Origin of the sequence: Streptomyces sp. NBC_01089 (genome assembly GCF_045162975.1) — a bacterium.
GTDB lineage: Bacteria > Actinomycetota > Actinomycetes > Streptomycetales > Streptomycetaceae > Streptomyces.
On sequence record NZ_CP108660.1, the window covers coordinates 7945386 to 7963291 of the forward strand.

The 17906-nt window shown below is 71.3% G+C and carries 18 protein-coding genes; 11 read left to right on the plus strand and 7 right to left on the minus strand.

Annotated features, from left to right (window positions below):
- The first annotated feature begins 25 nt into the window (after positions 1–25).
- Positions 26–1069 carry an ATP-binding cassette domain-containing protein gene (locus OG510_RS35720; RefSeq protein WP_406142166.1) on the plus strand — a complete coding sequence of 348 codons (1044 nt, stop codon included), beginning with the start codon at positions 26–28 and terminating at the stop codon, positions 1067–1069.
- Positions 1066–1857 carry an ABC transporter permease gene (locus tag OG510_RS35725; protein WP_406142167.1) on the plus strand — a complete coding sequence of 264 codons (792 nt, stop codon included), beginning with the start codon at positions 1066–1068 and terminating at the stop codon, positions 1855–1857. Before OG510_RS35720 ends, OG510_RS35725 begins: the two co-directional genes overlap by 4 nt.
- 78 nt (positions 1858–1935) lie before the next feature.
- Here OG510_RS35725 and OG510_RS35730 read toward each other — a convergent pair whose 3' ends face one another.
- Complete coding sequence (locus OG510_RS35730; RefSeq protein ID WP_406142168.1) at positions 1936–2421, minus strand: ATP-binding protein; 486 nt, start codon at positions 2419–2421, stop codon at positions 1936–1938.
- Between the two features lie 105 nt (positions 2422–2526).
- Between OG510_RS35730 and OG510_RS35735 the strand changes: the two genes are divergently transcribed.
- The 8 genes from OG510_RS35735 (at position 2527) to OG510_RS35770 (ending at position 10983) form a co-directional block, all read left to right on the plus strand.
- Entirely contained in the window at positions 2527–3372 is an 846-nt protein-coding gene (locus OG510_RS35735; RefSeq protein ID WP_406142169.1) for a DUF5753 domain-containing protein, read from the plus strand.
- A gap of 364 nt (positions 3373–3736) precedes the next feature.
- Positions 3737–5236, plus strand: a complete 1500-nt coding sequence (locus tag OG510_RS35740) for an ATP-binding protein (protein WP_406142170.1) — start codon at positions 3737–3739, stop codon at positions 5234–5236.
- A 2-nt stretch (positions 5237–5238) separates the two neighbouring features.
- Positions 5239–5649, plus strand: a complete 411-nt coding sequence (locus OG510_RS35745; RefSeq protein ID WP_164261071.1) for a roadblock/LC7 domain-containing protein — start codon at positions 5239–5241, stop codon at positions 5647–5649.
- Positions 5646–6011 (plus strand): DUF742 domain-containing protein, encoded by a 366-nt coding sequence (locus OG510_RS35750; RefSeq protein WP_406142171.1) that lies wholly within the window; start codon positions 5646–5648, stop codon positions 6009–6011. Before OG510_RS35745 ends, OG510_RS35750 begins: the two co-directional genes overlap by 4 nt.
- Positions 5989–6597: a GTP-binding protein gene (locus OG510_RS35755; RefSeq protein ID WP_406142172.1), complete on the plus strand. Its 609-nt coding sequence runs from the start codon at positions 5989–5991 to the stop codon at positions 6595–6597. Before OG510_RS35750 ends, OG510_RS35755 begins: the two co-directional genes overlap by 23 nt.
- Positions 6594–7895, plus strand: coding sequence for a cytochrome P450 (locus tag OG510_RS35760; protein ID WP_406142173.1), 1302 nt, complete (start codon positions 6594–6596; stop codon positions 7893–7895). The genes OG510_RS35755 and OG510_RS35760 overlap by 4 nt, the downstream gene beginning before the upstream one ends.
- Before the next feature lie 45 nt (positions 7896–7940).
- Positions 7941–9197: a cytochrome P450 gene (locus tag OG510_RS35765; protein ID WP_406142174.1), complete on the plus strand. Its 1257-nt coding sequence runs from the start codon at positions 7941–7943 to the stop codon at positions 9195–9197.
- A 142-nt stretch (positions 9198–9339) separates the two neighbouring features.
- Positions 9340–10983 carry an adenosine deaminase gene (locus OG510_RS35770; RefSeq protein ID WP_406142175.1) on the plus strand — a complete coding sequence of 548 codons (1644 nt, stop codon included), beginning with the start codon at positions 9340–9342 and terminating at the stop codon, positions 10981–10983.
- Between the two features lie 94 nt (positions 10984–11077).
- Here OG510_RS35770 and OG510_RS35775 read toward each other — a convergent pair whose 3' ends face one another.
- The 5 genes from OG510_RS35775 to OG510_RS35795 form a co-directional block, all read right to left on the minus strand.
- Complete coding sequence (locus OG510_RS35775; protein ID WP_406142176.1) at positions 11078–11698, minus strand: TlpA family protein disulfide reductase; 621 nt, start codon at positions 11696–11698, stop codon at positions 11078–11080.
- Between the two features lie 152 nt (positions 11699–11850).
- Positions 11851–12033 (minus strand): CsbD family protein, encoded by a 183-nt coding sequence (locus OG510_RS35780; RefSeq protein WP_406142177.1) that lies wholly within the window; start codon positions 12031–12033, stop codon positions 11851–11853.
- A gap of 138 nt (positions 12034–12171) precedes the next feature.
- Entirely contained in the window at positions 12172–13722 is a 1551-nt protein-coding gene (locus OG510_RS35785) for an alpha/beta hydrolase (RefSeq protein ID WP_406142178.1), read from the minus strand.
- Entirely contained in the window at positions 13719–13907 is a 189-nt protein-coding gene (locus tag OG510_RS35790) for a hypothetical protein (protein ID WP_406142179.1), read from the minus strand. The genes OG510_RS35785 and OG510_RS35790 overlap by 4 nt, the downstream gene beginning before the upstream one ends.
- A gap of 496 nt (positions 13908–14403) precedes the next feature.
- Entirely contained in the window at positions 14404–15069 is a 666-nt protein-coding gene (locus tag OG510_RS35795; protein WP_406142180.1) for a transglycosylase SLT domain-containing protein, read from the minus strand.
- A 566-nt stretch (positions 15070–15635) separates the two neighbouring features.
- Here OG510_RS35795 and OG510_RS35800 point away from each other — a divergent pair.
- The gene (locus tag OG510_RS35800; protein ID WP_164260319.1) at positions 15636–16091 is read left to right on the plus strand and encodes a cyclic nucleotide-binding domain-containing protein; all 456 of its coding nucleotides are present in this window, start codon (positions 15636–15638) and stop codon (positions 16089–16091) included.
- A 48-nt stretch (positions 16092–16139) separates the two neighbouring features.
- Here the strand turns inward: OG510_RS35800 and araB are convergent, their stop codons facing one another.
- Positions 16140–17876: a ribulokinase gene (gene araB / locus OG510_RS35805; protein WP_406142181.1), complete on the minus strand. Its 1737-nt coding sequence runs from the start codon at positions 17874–17876 to the stop codon at positions 16140–16142.
- Positions 17877–17906 lie beyond the last annotated feature (30 nt).

Consider the following 17906-nt stretch of genomic DNA (forward strand, 5'->3'; position numbering starts at 1 on the left):
CGAACGCACCCGACGAGAGGCAGTGATGACGGCTCAGCCGACGTCCTCAGCGATCCAGGCGGAAGGGATCACCAAACGGTTCGGTGCGAAACAGGCACTCGGAGGTGTCGATCTCGAAGTCCCTCAGGGGACCGTTCTCGGTGTCCTCGGCCCCAACGGCGCGGGCAAGACCACCATGGTGCGGATCCTGTCGACCCTGCTGAGACCCGACGCGGGGCACGCCAGGGTAGCGGGCCGTGACGTGGTCGCGGACCCCGAAGGGGTGCGCCGCAGACTCGGTCTCTCGGGCCAGTACGCCGCCGTGGACGAGAAGCTCACCGGACGCGAGAACCTCTATCTCGTGGCCAGGCTGTACGGAATGCGCCGGGCCGCCGCCCGGCGCCGGGCAGCCGAACTGCTTGCCGACTTCCGCCTGGACGAGGCGGCCGACCGGCCGAGCGGGACGTACTCCGGCGGAATGCGCCGGCGCCTCGACCTCGCCGGCGCCCTGGTGGCCAGGCCACCCGTGGTCGTACTGGACGAGCCCACCACCGGCCTCGACCCCCGCGGCCGGGCCGACACCTGGCACTCCATCCGGGAACTCGTCGGCGCCGGCACCACCGTCCTGCTCACCACCCAGTATCTGGAAGAGGCCGACCAGCTGGCCGACAGCATCCTCGTCATCGACCGGGGCACCGCCATCGCGCGCGGCCCGGCAGCCGACCTCAAGGCCAGGGTGGGCGGCGAGCGCCTCGCGCTGACCGTCCCCGACCCCGACGCCAGGGCGCGGACCTCCGGGATACTCGGCTCCCTCGGGGCCCATGAACCCGAACTCGACCGGCGCACCGGCCGGTTCACGGTCACCACCGACTACGGCGCGCACACCCTGGAGTACGCGCTGGGGTGTCTGCGGCTCGCCGGCATAGCGGTGCAGGACGTGGAACTGGCGCCGCCCACCCTCGACGACGTCTTTCTCGCGCTGACCGGCGGCCCCTCCCGGGGGACCGCGGGTGAGCCGGTGGCAGCGGCCGTATCCGCCGGGAGTGTTCCCGCTCCCGGAGCGGGGGAGGGACAGCCGTGGCACGGATGAACCGAGTGGCTCGCGACGCCACCATCATCGCCTGGCGCAATCTGCTCAACCTGCGCCGCACACCGGGATCCGTGATCGCCGCACTCGTCCAGCCGGTGATGTTCGTCCTGCTCCTCGCCTATGTGTTCGGCGGGAGCCTCGGCGGCGCGCACTACCGGACCTTCCTGATGGGCGGGATCTTCGCGCAGGCGGTCACCTTCAACGCGGCCTTCACCGCACTCGGGCTCGCCCACGACATGGACAAGGGCATCGTGGACCGGTTCCGGTCGCTGCCGATGCCCAGAATGGCGGTGATCCTGGGCCGGACCCTGTCCGATCTGACCATGAGCGTCGTCACGCTCACCGTGACGTCGCTCTGCGGACTGCTCGTCGGGTGGCGGATCGCGGGCTCGGTGGCCGATGCGGCCCTCGCCTATCTCCTGGTGCTGCTCTTCGCCTTTGCCATGTCCTGGGTCGGCGCCACCATCGGGCTGATGGCCCGCAGTGTGGAGGTGGCGCAGAGCGCCGGTCTGATCTGGCTCTTTCCGGTGACCTTCGTTTCGTCGGCGTTCGTCTCGACGGGGACGATGCCGGGACCGCTCAGGGCCGTCGCGGAGTGGAACCCGGTGTCGGCGACCGCCACCGCTGTGCGCGCGCTCTTCGGGAACCCGCCGCCGGGCGGGGTGCCGGTGGGCGGCGCGTGGCCCGTCGTACACGCTCTTCCGTACGCCCTGCTGTGCGCTTGCGCGATCACCGGCGCTTTCATGGCGCTGGCTCTGCGGCGCTTTCACCGGATCACTGTGCGCTGAGGACGCCGGTCAGGGCTTCGAGGAAGGGTCTTCGACGAAGGGGCGTCAAGGAAGGGGCGTCGAGGAGGAGCCGCGGGGTCAGACGTCCGCCCAGACCAGCCGGCCGCCGGCATCCTGACGGGTGCCCCAGGCGGCTGCCAGGGCGGTGACGATGAGCAGCCCGCGGCCGCGTTCCGACAGAGCGGCCCGGGCCGCGCCGTCCGGCTCCGTCTCGCACGCCGACGGCCGGCGCTGGGCCGGAATGCCGTCACCGCCCGCGTCCCACACCTGGATCCTTATCCGGGAGCAGGACCGCCGCAGACAGCACCGCACGGTCGCCGAACGGGCGCTGTAGCGCACGGAGTTGGTGACGAGTTCGGAGACCAGCAGAACGGCGGTCTCCGTCCGCTCCTCCGGCTCGCCCCAGGCCAGCATGGCGTCGCGGACGTGCTGCCGGGAGTCCACGACCCCCTCGGGTATGCGCGGCGTCGACCAGCGGTAGGCGAAGTCTTCCCTGGCGTCGTCGTCCCAGTCGCCCCAGTCGTCGGAGTGCGCGGCAGAGGCATCACCATCGAATTCAGACATATATGCACTATCAACATGTTCGGCATACTCTGCAACTGTCAGAGTGTGAATCACACAGAATGTGACACTACGGTTGCCCGGTTCGCCGCGAAGGAGATGGACGCCGTGAGAGCCCGCTCAGGCCCGACCCTGGAGCACCGTGTGGTCGCGGAACAGCTCCGCCTGGCCCGTGAGCGCGCCGGATGCGGCCTGGCCGCGGTCGCGGCGGCGCTGGATCTGTCCGAGGCCACGGTGCGGCGCATCGAGCGGGCGGAGACGGCTCTGGACGCCGGGCAGGTCAGGGACCTCCTGGAGTACTACAACCACCCCGAGGACGACGCGCGGCGGATCAGGGCCAGCCTGGTCAGGGCGAACGAGCCCGGGTGGTGGCACCGCTGGCGCGACATCCTGCCCCCCTGGCAGCGGGACGTCATCGGTATCGAGTCGTCGGCCGGGGTGGTGAGGATCTGGCATCCCGCGCTGGTCCCCGACCTGCTGCGGACCCCCGCCTACGCCGCCGCGGTCGAGGCGGTCCGGCACCCGGAGGCGTCACCCGCCGTACGGACACGGCGTACGGAGTTCCTGCGGGCCAGGCAGGAGCGGTTCCGGGAACGGGAGGCCGTCCTGTGGGGGCTGATCCCGGAGGCCGCCCTGTACACCTGCGTGGGGTCCCCCGAAGTGATGCGTGAGCAGCTTGACGCCCTGCGGCACGCGACCGCCCGCCCGAACATCACCCTCCAGGTCATGCCGCTGACGGCCGGGCCGCACGCCCTGACCGGCGCTCCGCCGCTGGAACTGCTCCGGCTTCCCGTCCAGGAGATCCCGGACCACGCCGTCGTCGGAGGCCCGGGGGGCGACGCCCTCGTGACCCATGACCGTGCGGTGGTCTCCGCGTACCGGATGCTGATGGACTCCGCCTGCGGCGCGGCCCCGGCCGCCGGTGCCCCGCTGCCCGACCCGTACCCGGCGTGAGTCGACCGGAATATGCCGGGTGTGATCGATACGGACGGTATGGCCGGAAACGGCCCCGCGGATGAGCGCGGCGACTATACGATCTCGCTGAGCCGTCCGGTAGGCGGAGGGTGTTCGTGCAGTTACGTGTAGTGCGGGGTGGCAGCCTGTCAGAGTGGCGACGGACGACACCGCCACGGGTCCCGTGACCGTGGTCGCCGCATCGGCCCGTCGCGTGGTGACACCCCCCTCGTGAGGCCGTGGCTCTCCTCCATCCGAGCAACGGTTCCCAGCCAAATCGAAGCCGATTCAAAGGTTCTCCATGGCCCGTTCTCCCGCGTCCGTCCCCCCGCCACGACGGACGCCATATCTCTGGCCGGCGGTCATGGGCCTCGCGCTCATCACGCTCGCGGCCCCCGTGGTGCCGCTCACGGGCAGTGGCGCCACCGGCCCCGTCCCGGTCACCGCGTACCTCGTCGCGGTGCTGGCCCTGCTCATGCTTCTGGTGAGACTGCGACGGCTGCACCGGGTGGCCGACGCAGATGCCGCCCGTCATCTGCGTGAAGCCGCGGAACAGGCCGACCGTACGGCGCTGCGTGACACCGAGTGGCGCCGCCGGGCCCAGCAGCAGAGCGATCTGGTCCAGGCCGAGGTCGAGCACGCCGTCGGGCAGCGGCTGCCCGCGGCCCTGGCGGGCCGGGAGGACCCGGGCCCGTCGAACGGGACATGGCCGCTGGACGAGAGCGTGGCCCGGCTCCTCGACCGGCTGCTCGGTGAGGTACGGGAAGCGGTCGAGTACCGCGAGGAGTCACAGCGGCTTGCCCTGGTCGAGCTCGCCAGCCGGGTCCAGACCTCGGCACACCGGATCCAGGCCGCCGTGACAGGGCTCGCCGACCGGTACCCGGGCGACGCCGAACTCCTTGAATCCACCATGCGCGTCGACCACGCGGCGACCCAGCAGGCCCGGCACGCCCAGAGCCTCAAGGTGCTGTGCGGCGAATGGCCGGGACAGCAGTGGCAGAAGCCGCTGGCCCTGGTCGACGTGGTGCGGGCCGCGTCGGGGCGGATCGTCGCGTTCACCCGTGTCGAGGTCTCGGGCGACCCCGACGTGGGGATCGCCGCGCCCGTCGTCGAACCGCTCATCCATCTGCTGGCCGAACTGCTCGCCAACGCGACCGAGTACTCCCCGCCGAGCACCGCGGTACCGGTGACCGTACGGACCGTGCAGCGCGGCGCGGTCATCGAAGTGGACGACGGCGGCCTCGGCCTCGACGAGTACCGGCTCGTCGAAGCACGCGAAGTCGCCTCGGGCCGCAGGCTGCTGGGCGTCGGCGACGTCGGCGAGATCCCGCGGACCGGCTTCGCGGTGGTGGGGCGCTTCGCCCGGCGGCACGGCTTCCGTGTCGACCTGGGGCCCTCCCCGTACGGCGGTGTCCGTTGCGTGGTGCTGATCCCCAGCCACGTACTGGAAGCCATCGACCCGCCAGGCCCGCCCGCCGACCGCCCGGCCTCCGTGCCGCCGCCCGCTCCCGCCCCCGAGGCGGGCCATCCGCCCTCCGCCACGCTCCCCGGGCAGACCTCGCAGAGTCCCGCGATGCCCGCCGACCCGGCCCAACAGGCCATTCCGCTCTACGAGCAGGGCGGCGAGCGAACCAGACGGCTGCCGCGCCGGCGCTCGCGCCGCGACGAGTACCGCCCGTCCGACCTGCCGCCGGACGAGAACCGGACCGGCTCCATGTCCCGGGCCACCCCCGAGGAGGCGGGCGACTGGATGGAGCAGTTCTTCGAGGGCGGCCGCTCCGCGCCCGAACCGGGCCCCGGCCCGCAGGACGGCTCCGACGGCCCGTCCCCCCACACCCCCGATTCCGCAGAAGGACAGGCGTGAGCATGAGTTACGTGGACAACCCCCAGCAGCGTGGCTGGATGATCTCGGAGGTCGCGGCCGTCCCCGGAGTGCGTGAGGCGATCGTCTTCAGCGCGGACGGGCTCCTGCTGGTCAGCTCCGACGGGATGGACCGGGACGCGGCCGACCGTCTCTCGGCGAACTGCTCGGGGCTGCAGTCCCTGGGACGCAGCCTGGGACGGGAGTTCGGCGAGGACGGCGGCTCGGTCCACCAGCAGATGGTGGAGTTCAACGGCGGCTTCCTCTTCATGCGCAGCGCCGACAACGTCCATCTCGCCGTGGTGACAGGCCCGGTGGTCGACCCGAAAATGGTGGCCCGCCAGATGCAGGCGCAGGTCATGAGGATCGGCGCGGCCAACCTCAGCAGCCCGCCCAGGCCGGGATCCGCTCGGTGAACGACCCGCAGGGGGGATACACGGACCGGGCGTTACGCCCCTATGTGATCAGCAAGGGACGCTCACGCCCCACACGCAACACCATCGGTGTGGAGACCCTCCTCATCACCGTCAGCGCTCCGGACGACCTCCCCGTCTCCGCCACCCGGGAGGAGCGCGCCCTGCTGCGGATGTGCCGACGGCTGCTCTCCCTGGTGGAAGCGGCGGCCCACCTCCAACTGCCGGTGAGTCTGGTCAAAGTGCTGGTGTCCGACCTCGTCGACAGCGGTCATCTGTCGGCGCGCTCCGGTGTACCGCGGGCCGTGCGGCCCGACGGGCAACTGCTTCAGGAGGTACTCGATGGTCTCTGCCGTCTCCGCTGACCGCTATCTGGCCGACACCGTCCAGCAGGCGGTCAAGATCCTCGTCGTGGGAGCGTTCGGCGTCGGCAAGACCACACTGGTCGGCTCGGTCAGCGAGATCGAACCGCTGCGCACCGAGGAGGTGATGACCCGGGCGAGTATCGGGGTGGACGACCTCGCGGGCATGGGCACCAAGACCACCACGACCGTCGCCATGGACTTCGGCCGGATCACGGTCACCTCCCGGCTGGTGCTCTACCTCTTCGGAACTCCCGGGCAGCGCCGGTTCTGGGACCTGTGGGAAGGGCTGGCCGAGGGCGCCATCGGGGTCCTGGTCCTGGTCGACACCCGCCGGATCGAGGACAGTTTCGACGTACTGGAGCAACTGGAGATCCGTGGGCTGCCGTTCGCCGTCGCCGTCAACCGCTTCCCGGACAGCGAGTACTACTCGGCCGACGAACTGCGTGTCGCGCTCGACCTGCTGCCGCAGACGCCCGTCGTCATCTGCGACGCCCGGGAGCGCACCTCGTCACTCGACGCACTGATCAGCCTCGTCCACCATGTGATGAGCGCCGGAGCGGCGCGCGTACCGGAGAGTGCCTCATGAGCCATTCCCTTCCGCCGCCGTCCTGCCCGGCCCGCCGCGGCCACACCACCGGTCTGCTCCCGCTGTCCGAGGCCGTCGGGTCCAGCGATCCGCAGGCCGCCTACCGCGGGCTGCGCGAACAGTGGGGCAGCGTCGCCAAGGTGGAGCTGGAGCCGGGGGTACCCGCCTGGCTCGTCATGGGCTACCGCGAACTGCTGACCATCACCCGTCAGGAGCAGGTGTACTCGCGGGACGCGCGCAACTGGCGTGACCTCAACTCCGGTGTGGTGTCACCGGATTCGGGCCTGCTCCCGATGATGGCCTGGCGGGCCAACGTCATCGGCGCCGACGGCCAGGAACACCGCAGGCTGCGCCGGCCGCTCGACGACGGCGTGGCCCGGATCGACCAGCGCCGCACCCGTCGCCAGGTCGAGTCGGTGTGCGCCAGGCTGATCGCCGGGTTCTCCGCACGTGGCGACGCGGATCTGGTCAACGAGTACGCCACGATCGTCCCGATGCTCTCCATCGCCTCGCTGTTCGGCCTGGACAGCGGCGAAGGGCGGGAGCTGCTCAACGCACTCATCGCGCTGTTCGGCAGCGCCGACGACTCCCAGAGCGGAAACCGGCACTTCGAGCAGATCCTCGCCGACACGCTCCGGGCCAGGCGCGCGGCGCCCGGCGACGACCTGACGACCGCGCTGCTCGGCCACCCCGATCTGCGGGACGAGGCGGAGCAGCTCCAGTCGATGGTCGTGATGATCTCCGCGGGCAACGAGACCGTCACCGCGTGGATCTCGCACACGCTGCGGCTGATGCTCACCGACCCGCGGTTCGCGGCCCGGATGCACGGCGGGCGGCTCGGAGTGGACGACGCGCTCGACGAGGCGCTGTGGCGCGACCCGCCGATGAACAACATGCCCGCCCGCTACGCGCTGCGCGACACCGAGCTGGGCGGACAGCAGATCCGGCGCGGCGACGTACTCATCCTCGGGATCTCCGCCGCCAACGACGACCCGGTGGCCCGCGCCGCCGACGGCGGGGTGGAGCCGGGGAACCGTGCGCATCTCGCCTTCTCGGCCGGTGCGCATGTGTGCCCCGCCCAGGTGCCGGCCCGGCTGATCACCCGTACCGCCGTCCATACCGTCCTGCATCTGCTGCCCGACATGAGACTCGGCATCCCCGCGTCGGACGTGACCTGGCGCCCCTCGCCCTGGACACGCGTGCCCGTCGCGCTGCCCGTGGTCTTCTCCGCGCGGTACGGAGCGGACACCGTGGACGGCACATCCGCGCGGGACCGCCACGACCCGAACGAGCAATAGACGAGCGCGATATCGAGCCATGACGAGCGACCCTAGGAGAAGCACATGACTTCGCACCCGGTGCCCCCTTCCCCGGAGGTCCCGCTCCTCACCCTGGATCCGTACGGCGCCGACCACCACGCCGAGGCCGCCACCCTCCGCGCACTCGGACCCGTGGTCAGGGTCCGGCTCCCCGGAGACATCCTGGCCTGGTCGGTGACCGACCACGCCCTGCTGAACGACCTGGTGGCCGATCCGCGCTTCAGCAAGGACTGGCACAACTGGAGCGCCGTCAGGCGCGGTGAGATAGCCGACGACTGGCCGCTCATAGGCATGGTGAAGGTCACCAACATGGTCACGGCGGACGGCCAGGAGCACCGCAGGCTGCGCCGGCTGGTGACCGACACCCTCACTCCGCGCAGGGTGCAGGCGCTGCGCCCCCGGATCGAGCGGATCGTACGGGACCTGCTGGACGCGCTGCCCTCGCACGCCGGGCCCGACGGGTCGGTCGATCTGCGGCTGCACTTCGCCCACCCCGTGCCCATGCGGGTCATCTGCGAGCTGTTCGGCGTCCCCGAGGACGAACGGCCGCGGCTGCGCGAGCTGATGGACAACGTCTTCCGCTCCGACCTCTCCCCGGAGGAGGTCGGAGCGAGCCAGACCGAGCAGTACCAGCTCCTGGCCCGGGTCGTCGCCACACGGAGGCAGCACCCGGGCGACGACCTGACGAGCGCCCTGGTCGCCGCACGTGAGTCCGACCCCGGGGCCATGAGCGAGGACGAGCTCGTCGGGACGCTCCTCGTGATGCTGTCCGCCGGGCAGGAGACCACCCTCAGCCTCATCACCAACGCGGTACGCGCCCTCCTGACCCACCCCGCCCAGCGGACCATCGCCGAAAACGGTGACGCGTCGGTCTGGGCCGATGTCGTGGAGGAGACCCTGCGCTGGGACGCCCCGATCGGGAACTTCCCCTTCCGCTACCCCCTGGAGGACGTCGAGATCGCCGGCGTACGGATCCCCAGGGGCGAGGCCGTCATGGCGCCGTACAGCGCGGTCGGCCGTGACGAGGGACAGCACGGAGCGGACGCCGGGAGCTTCGACATCACCCGTGAGCAGCGCAGGCATCTGGCCTTCGGGCACGGACCGCACTTCTGCCTCGGCGCGCCACTGGCCAGGCTGGAGGCGGCACTCGCCCTGCCGGCCGTCTTCGCCCGGTATCCCGGCCTGACCCTGGCCGCTGACCCGGACCGGCTGGCCCCGGTGCCGTCCCTGTTCTCCAACAGCACCGCCACGCTGCCGGTGCGGCTGACCGCCCGGGACTGACCTGAGCCCTTCGTCGGACGGCCCTGCCCAGTGCCGGACACCCGGTCCCCGGCGGGGGGTTGGGGCCGCCGACATCACTCGTACCGGTGTGATCGGGCAAATGTCACCGTAAAGTGGATCAAGATCCGGTATTTCTTTGCGCATGACCACAGACGGAACCTCTCGATCCGATTTCTCCCGTGCCCCTGGCCGCGTCCGCCGGGCCCGGTCCTTCTCCGGACTGCGCGCCGGGACCGCCCTGCTCGCCGCGGCCACCGCCGTACTGGCTGCCACGGTGCCCGGTGCGTCGGCGGCCGCGCCCCCGAACAGGCCCGCCGTGCAACGCCCTTGGCAGGACGGGTCGACCGCGGGGACCCAGCGGTACCTCGACCGTGTGAAGGACAACCCGGACCGGCTCCGTGCCTTTCTGCGTCCGATGCCGAAGGGCGGGGACCTGCACACCCATCTGTCGGGGGCCGTGCCGGTCGAGGCGCTGATCGGCTTCGCGGCGGACGACGGGCTGTGTATCGACACGGCCACGCTGACGGCGTCCGCACCGCCGTGCGGGCCCGGGACCCGGCCCGCCCAGGACGCCGTGTCCGACCACGACTTCAGACAGGACGTCATCCACGCCTGGTCCATGGAGGACTTCAAGGAGTCGCCCGCCGAGAGCGGGCACGACCACTTCTTCGCCACCTTCGGCAAGTTCAAGGCCGTCACCGGGTCGCACCGCGGCCGGCTGGTCGCCGAGGTGACGAAGGTGGCCGCTGCCAACCACCAGGACTATGTGGAACCGCTGTTCACCCCGCAGGGCGCCGCCCTCCAGAAGCTGGGCGCCGACCTGGAGTGGACCGGTGACTTCGGGCGGATGCGGGACGCGCTGCTCGCGGGCGGCAAGCTGCACCGCGTCCTCGACGACGCGAAGGCCGAGACCGCCCGGGAGATGGCCGAGCAGCGCGACACCCTCGGCTGCGACGCTCCCGACCCGCAGCCCGCCTGCAAGGTCCAGGTGCGCTTCGACTTCCAGGTCGGCCGGGCCGCCGACCCGCAGTTCGTCTTCACCCAGCTCCTCGCGGGCTTCGAGATGGCCGACAAGGACCCCCGCTACGTGGGGGTGAACCTGGTGCAGGCCGAGGACGCGCCCGTCGCGCTGCGCGACTACCACCTGCAGATGCGCATGATCAAGTACCTGCGCTCGGTCTACCGCACGGCCCATGTCACGCTGCACGCCGGTGAACTGACCAGCAAGGTGGCCCCGCCCGAAGACCTCAGGTTCCACGTACGCGACGCCGTCGAGACCGCGGGCGCCGAGCGCATCGGCCACGGCGTCGACATCATGGGCGAGGACCGGCCGCAGCAGCTCCTGCGGACCATGGCGCGCCGCCACATCGCGGTGGAGGTGCCGCTGACCAGCAACTGCCAGATCCTCGAAGTCTGCGGTGACGACCACCCGATCAACCGCTACCTGGCCGCGGGCGTCCCGGTGGCGCTGTCCACCGACGACCAGGGCGTGTCGGGCACCGACATCACCGTCGAGTACGCCCGCGCCGTCACCGAGCACCACCTGTCGTACCGTCAGCTGCGCGACAGCGCCCGTACCTCACTGGAGCACGCCTTCATCCAGGGCCGCAGCCTCTGGCGCGCCGTGGGCGACCACCGCCCCACCGCGGCCTGCGCCACCAGCGATCCCCGTACGGGCAGGGTCACCGCACGCTGCCGCGAACTGCTGAACGCCAGCCCCAAGGCCACACTCCAGTGGCGCTACGAAACCGAACGCGCCGCCTTCGAGGCCCGTCACCAGGCGTAGTTCTCCGGACCGTCTCCCGTCCGGGGCAGGCCGGGCCGCACTCCCAGAGGCCCGGCCTGCCCCGTTTCCCCCTTCTCTGCTGCTGTGTTTACGGCTATTTCTGGACGGTCAACGGGTCCAGCATCGTGTGCAGTTGGGCCGCACTGACGCCTCCGGAGGCCCGGGCGGCGATCCTGCCGTCACGGTCGACCACCACTGTGGAGGGGATGGCTTGCGGGTTGAGGCTGCCCCGGGGGAAGCGCAGCAGGAGCTTGCCCGCCGGGTCGTGCAGGCTCGGATACGGCACGCCCCGGCCCTTCTCGAACGACAGGGCGGGGCCCGCTGTGGGATCACCGGTGTTGATTCCGACGAACCGGACCCCACGGGAGTGGAGTTGCCGCGAGACCTCCGCCAGGTTCTCGGCCTCACCGCGGCACGGGCCGCACCATGAGCTCCATACGTTCAGTACGACGATTTTCCCCCGGTAGGCCGTGCCTACATCGAGTGTGCCGCCGTCCAGGGTCTTTCCCGACAGCTGGGGAGCCTGGACACGGTCGGCCTTCGCCACCGTGGTGATTCCGCCGCCTGCTGCGCTTTGGCCGCCGTCGGTCGAACCGCCCCCGCCGGAACCGGAGTCACAGGCCGTCAGGGCGCATACGCAGACGGCCGCCGCCGCACCGAACCGGAGGGTGCGGCGGCGACCGCCAGGGTTTCGGGTGAGGCGCGCGGGTTTCATGTGAAAACTTTCGCATGACCGCTGCAGGGCACCGGAAGGGCCCTGCGCGTCGGGCCCGCTCGTCCCGACGGGGCCGGCTCAATGGCCTCGCCTCGGCCGGACGCATACCGCGGGCCCCGCCTTCCGGCAGGGGCCCGCGGTGGGTGAGGGCGTCAGTCCGTGAACGAGTCCTTCGCGCCCTGGGCGCGGTCCTTCGCGTCACCGAGGGTGTCCTTGGTTTTGCCCTTCGCCTGGTCGGCCTTGCCTTCGGTCTCCTGGCGCTTGTCGCCGCTCATCTTGCCGGCTGCCTCTTTGGCCTTGCCCTTGATCTTGTCCATGGCGCTGTCGTCGCCCATTGCTGCTCCTCGTACGGTGGGGATCGCTGACCAGCTCACGGTAGGACCGTTCCGGGCATACCGCCTGATATCGCGGCCGATCGTGCGGCGGGGCCGGCGTCGGTCGCCGTCACTCACCGTCACTCGCCGTCCGGTGTCTCAACGCGTCGCGGGGCAGTGCCGTGACCGCGCGGGGCCCTCGCCGAGCAGGAAGTCCGCCACCGCGTCGGCCGCGCACCCCTTCGACATGGCCACCCCGTGGCCGGTCGCCTCGACGGTGACCATCGCCGCCCTGTCCCCGAAGGCGCGCAGTGTCCGGCGGGCCTCGCTCAGCGGGGTCGAGGGGTCCGCGGTGTTCTGCGCCATGAGGATGTTGTGCGGTCCGCGCGGTACCGGCTTCGGCGGGTGCTCGGAGCCGGTCACGGGCCAGAAGGCGCAGGGCCAGATGTTCGCCGGAGACCCCGCTGTCAGCGGGAACCTGGCCGCGCTGCGGGCGACCGCCCGCCGGTAGCCCGCCACCTCCTTCGGCCAGCTGCTGTCGTTGCAGACGATGGCGTCCTGCGCGCTGAAGAAGTTGTCCGGGAACACGCTGCCGAACTGGAGCTTCGACGTGACATCGGCCGGGACCGAGCCTGCGTGGGCCGCGCCGAGCAGCTCCGCCAGCCCGGGAAAGTTGGCCCGCTGGTCGAGCAGCGCCTGCTCTGCTTCCAGCAGCTGGTTCCCGGTGAGGCTCTTCCCGGTCATCAGCGGCAGCGGTGTCGCGTTGAGGTCCCGCGCGGTGGACAGGACCGTCCGCCGTACGTCCGGCGGCGTACCGCCCAGGTGGTAGGTGCTGTCCCGGCCCGCGGCCCACCGGGCGAAGCCGCCGAAGGCGTCCTCGACACCGCGTCCCTTGTTCTGGATGGCCGCCTCGACCCCGCCCGGCGGGACGGTGCTGTCCAGGAGCACCCGGCCCGATGTCGCGGGGAACAGCGTGGCGTAGACCTGCCCGACGTACGTGCCGTACGAGGTGCCCGTGTAGGAGAGCGTCCGCAGCCCCAGGGCGATCCGGATCCGGTTGATGTCCCGGGCGATGCTGACCGTGTTGAAGAAGGGCAGCGCCTGGCCCGCGTGCTGAGCGCAGGCGCCCGCGACGCGCTTGGCCCATGCGGCATTGGCGTCGATGGTGCCGTCGGCCGCCGGGTAGGGGAGGCCGGCCGCCGCGGTGCGGTCGGCGGGCGCGATGCCGCAGTGCAGCGGGCTGCTGTGGCCGATGCCGCGGTAGTCGAGTCCGTACAGGTCGGTGGTCCGGGTGACCCGTGCGGGCAGCGCCGACTCGTTCTGCGACGGCAGATCGAGCCCGCTGCCGCCAGGGCCGCCCTGACCCGTCATGAGCGACTTGGGGCGCGGCGCCCCGGAGCGGATCCGCGACACCTCGACGGTGAGCCGTCGGCCGTCGGGGGAGTGGTAGTCGAGTGGCACGTGGACGGTCGTGCACTGCTGCCGGGGGTCGCGCCTGACCGGTCCGGCCCCGCCCGTGACGGCGTCCGCCGCCGGGCAGGGGCCCCATCGCAGCCCCGCCCCGCCGGACCCGGCCGAGGTCGGCGAACCGGCCGTACGGTGTCCGGGCCCGCCGCTGCACGCGACCGCCCCGGCCAGAACGGCGGCGACGACGGCCAGCGCGGCGGGAACCGGGCGCGCCCCGGGCCGGCGGCCGGACAGCGGGCTCATACGGCGACCAGCCCCGCGGCCCGGGAGCGGACCGGCCGGACGGGGCGGAGGTTCTCGCGCGGCGGCCGCCCGGTGAGCCGGTGGGCGAGCGGCCGGACCGTTACGGCGACTGGCGGCCGTACCGGTACGACGGCCCGGACCGGTACGGCGGCGGCAGCGACGTTGTGGACGCCGGGGCTGTTCACGGAGATGCGCCCTTTCGACACGACGGATGGAGCTGTTACCTCCCTGAGTGTGTGGCCTGCGACCCGTGAGAACGATCAACCCGGTGGACGGCGTTTCGGTGTGCGGACCGGCTCGGGGAGCAGCTCGACGCAGTGGCATCGGCTGTATCGGTCGTATCGGCGGTACCGGGACGAGTCGGCGGGAAGCGCGCGGGGCCGGCGCGGAGGGTGCCGGCCGGTGGCCGGGTGGTGAAACGCGGCGAGGCCCGTTCGGCGCGGTTGCGCTGCCGAACGGGCCTGAGCCGTAAAGCGTGTTGGGGCCGGTGTCGCTCACCGGCCCGTTGTCCGGGCCGACTTCACGCCGGGCCGTGGGCCCGACCGTGCGGGGAAGGAACGGGCACGAGCCCGCCGGTGTTTGCGGTCCGCTGGGGGCCGCTCCCACCGGGGGTCGTGTCCGCCGTTCCTCCGGGGCTTTCGCTCACCCGCGTCGGGTCGGTCCACCGGGTGGCTCTCCGGCTCAGTAAGCCGAGTTGACGTTGTCGATGGAGCCGTAGCGGTGCGCCGCGTAGTTGGCGGCGGCCGTCAGGTTCGCGACCGGGTCCGTCAGCTTGAAGGCGGTTCCGGAGACGTGGTAGGTGTCGAAGGTGGGCTGGATCACCTGGAGCAGGCCCTTCGAGGGGATGCCGTTCCGGGCGTTGATGTCCCAGTTGTTCACGGCGTTCGGGTTGCCGCTGGACTCACGCATGATGTTGCGGTGCAGGCCCTCGTAGGTGCCGGGGATGTGCTTGGCCTTCATGATGGCCAGCGACTCCTTGATCCAGCCGTCCAGGTTGTTCTTGTAGTGCACGGGCGCGGCGGCCTTGTGCTTGGCCGCGCTCTTCTTGACCGCAGCGGCCTTCGTCTTGGCGGCCTTGGCCTTCGCGGCCTTGGCGGCCTTGTCGTCCTTCTCGCTCTTCTTCGCGGGCTTGGCCGCGGCCTTCTTGGGGGTGTCCTTCTTCGGCGCGTCCTTCGCGGGAAGGCCGTTGGCGGAGACCGGCTTGACCGAAGCGGCAGCGTGCGCGGGTATCTGGGCGCTGCTCGACTCGGTGGTGGCGGCCAGCGCGGTGCTGGCACCCACGGCCACGAGGACGGTGGCGGCGATCTTGTGCGTACGGGTGGTGCGGGGCAGGGAGATGCGGGGCATGCTGGCCTCTTCCAGGTGGGGGACGTGACGTGTGGCCTTCGGCGGCGCAGTGGATGTGAAACCGAGGGTCTTGGCCGCGTTCGCCGACTGGCGTTGGTCGCAGGCTCGTTCTCGGTGCTTGCCGGGATCTATGGTTAGCGCCCGTCTTCAGCGGTGGCAATGACCCGCTGTACTACCCATCATCGTGAGATGAGGCGAAATGCCCGAAATCATGGCTGTTTTGCCGCCATGGGCGGGGGTGAGGGTCGACTATCCCGGGTCGTAAGTGACCTAGGTCCTGTGGCTGGTGTCACCCCGCGAAGCGCCCGAAAATCCCCAAAAAGTTGTGTGGGTCACAGGGGTTGGGGAGGTTTTCAGTGATTCAGGACCGCATCGGCGGGTAAGAGTCAGCGCCACCGTCGGCCGGGGCGTGTGCCCGGACCGTCGCCCGGCGCGCGGTGGGCCGGGCTGTGGACCGGTAGGGACGGCGGCACCGGAGATACCCTCGAATCAAGGGGATCCCCGCCCGTCATCCGGCGATCCGGCGGCCGTGGCGCGCGGGACACTCAGCGAGGAGGTTCCCCACGATGACTTCCACGACACGACTGATGAACGTTCTTCCCGCATTCCACCGCGAACGCCTGATGGACCTGGCCAGGGATGTCTTCTTTCCCCAGGACGCGAGGATCTTCGAGGAGAATTCCCCCGCGGACAAGTTCTGGATCATCCATACCGGCACCGTGGCGCTCGATCTGCACGTACCGCAGCGGGGCAGGGTGATGGTCGACACCCTGGAGGTCGGGGACCTGCTCGGCTGGTCCTGGCTCTTCCCTCCGCACCGGTGGCATTTCGGAGCCGAGGCATTCAGTCCGGTCCGGGCGCACGAGTTCGACGCGATCGCCGCCAGGGAAGTGTGCGAGAGCGACCACGAGCTGGGCCTGGCACTCGCCCGCTCCGTCGCCGAGGTCCTCGCCACCCGGCTGGAGGTCGCCCGTACGAAGCTGCTCGACCAGTACATGCTGCACGGGGCCACCGGTATATAGGGCCCTTCGTCCGGGTCGCGCCGCTGATCAGGACCGCGGCGAAGCTGATCAGGGCCGCGGCGGAACCGGTGCCGCGCCGCCTTCGGTCACGGACTGTGCCGAAGCGGCCACGGCTGTACGGCGCAGCCGCCTGAGCCGGTGCATCACGTCATTGGCGCCCCGGCCGAAATAGTCGTGCAGCCGGCAGTACTCCGCATAGAGAAGGTCGTACGCCGCGGACCTGACCGGATCGGGCTCGTGCAGGGCCGGGCGGATCCGGCCCATCGCCGACGCCGCGGCGTGGATGTCCCCGTACGCGCCCGCGGCGACCGCCGCATGCATCGCCGAGCCGAGCGCCGGACCCAGGGACGAGTGGATCACGCCCAGCGGGCGCCGGGTGACATCGGCGTACAGCTGGGTCAGGAAGGTGTTCTCCAGCAGCCCGCCGGCGAGGGTGATGCCGGTGACCGGTACCCCGGCCTCCTCGAAGGACTCGATGATCCGGCGAGTCCCGAAAGCCGTCGCCTCCAGCAGGGCGCGGTAGACATCCTCGGGTCTGGTGGCGAGCGTCAGACCCACCACGGTGCCGCTGAGCTCATGATCGGCGAGAACCGAACGGTTGCCGCTGTGCCAGTCGAGGGCCACCAGACCGTGCTCCCCGACGGCCTGTGCGGCGCCCAGCCGGGTCAGATGTTCATGGAGCGTGCGGCCCAGCCGCCGTGCCTCCCGGGCGTACGCCTCCGGTACCGAGGTCCGTACGAACCAGGCGAAGATGTCGCCTACGCCGCTCTGCCCTGCCTCGTACCCCCACAGCCCGGGGACGATGCCGCCGTCGACCACTCCGGACACACCCGCCACCGGTCGCGGATCCGGGGAGCTCACCATGTGGCAGGCGGACGTCCCCATGATCAGCACCATCCGGCCCGCTCCGGCCGCGCCCGTGGCGGGCACGGTCACATGCGCGTCGATGTTCCCGACACACACCGCGATCCCCTCGGGCAGCCCGGTCCAGGCGGCCGCCCGCGCGGTCAGACCGCCCGCCCGGGTGCCGAGCGCGCCGGTCGGGTGCTCGACCTTGGTGCGCGCAAAGTCCCGGAATCCGGGGTCGAGCGCGGCGAGGAACTCATCGGACGGGTGGGCGCCGCCCTGCAGCAGTCCCTTGTAACCGGCGGCGCAGGCGCTGCGGACATAGCGGCCGCACAGCTGCCAGACGATCCAGTCCGTCGCCTCGATCCAGTGGGCGGTCAGGGCGTACAGCTCCGGGTCCTCGTCGAAGAGCTGAAGCCCCTTGGCGAACTGGCCCTCTGACGAGACCCGGCCCCCGTAGCGGTCCAGCCACGGCTCGGCACGCTCGGCCGCCAGGGCGCTGATCCGGTCGGCCTGGGGCTGCGCCGAGTGGTGCTTCCAGAGCTTCACGTACGCGTGCGGCCGGTCCCGGTACCGCGGCAGCTCACAGAGCGGTGTGCCGTCGGCCGTCACCGGGATCATGGTGCACGACGTGAAGTCCGTCCCCAGCCCGATCACCCGCTCAGCCGGGACCCCGCTCGCCCTCAGCGCCTCCGGCACCGCGTGGCGCAGCACCCCGAGGTAGTCGGAGGGAACCTGGAGGGCCCAGTCGGGCGGCAGCCGGGGGCCGCCGTGGGGGAGGGCCTCGTCGAGCACACCGTGCGGGTAGGGGTGTTCGGCCGCGCCCAGCTCGGCGCCGTCCCGGACACGGACCACCACGGCACGGCCGGACAGGGTGCCGAAGTCCACCCCGACGACATAGGAATCCTGGTCCCGGCCGCTCCCCGGCGCTGCGCTCACGACTCACTTCTCCTGCCCGCAGGGAGGGGC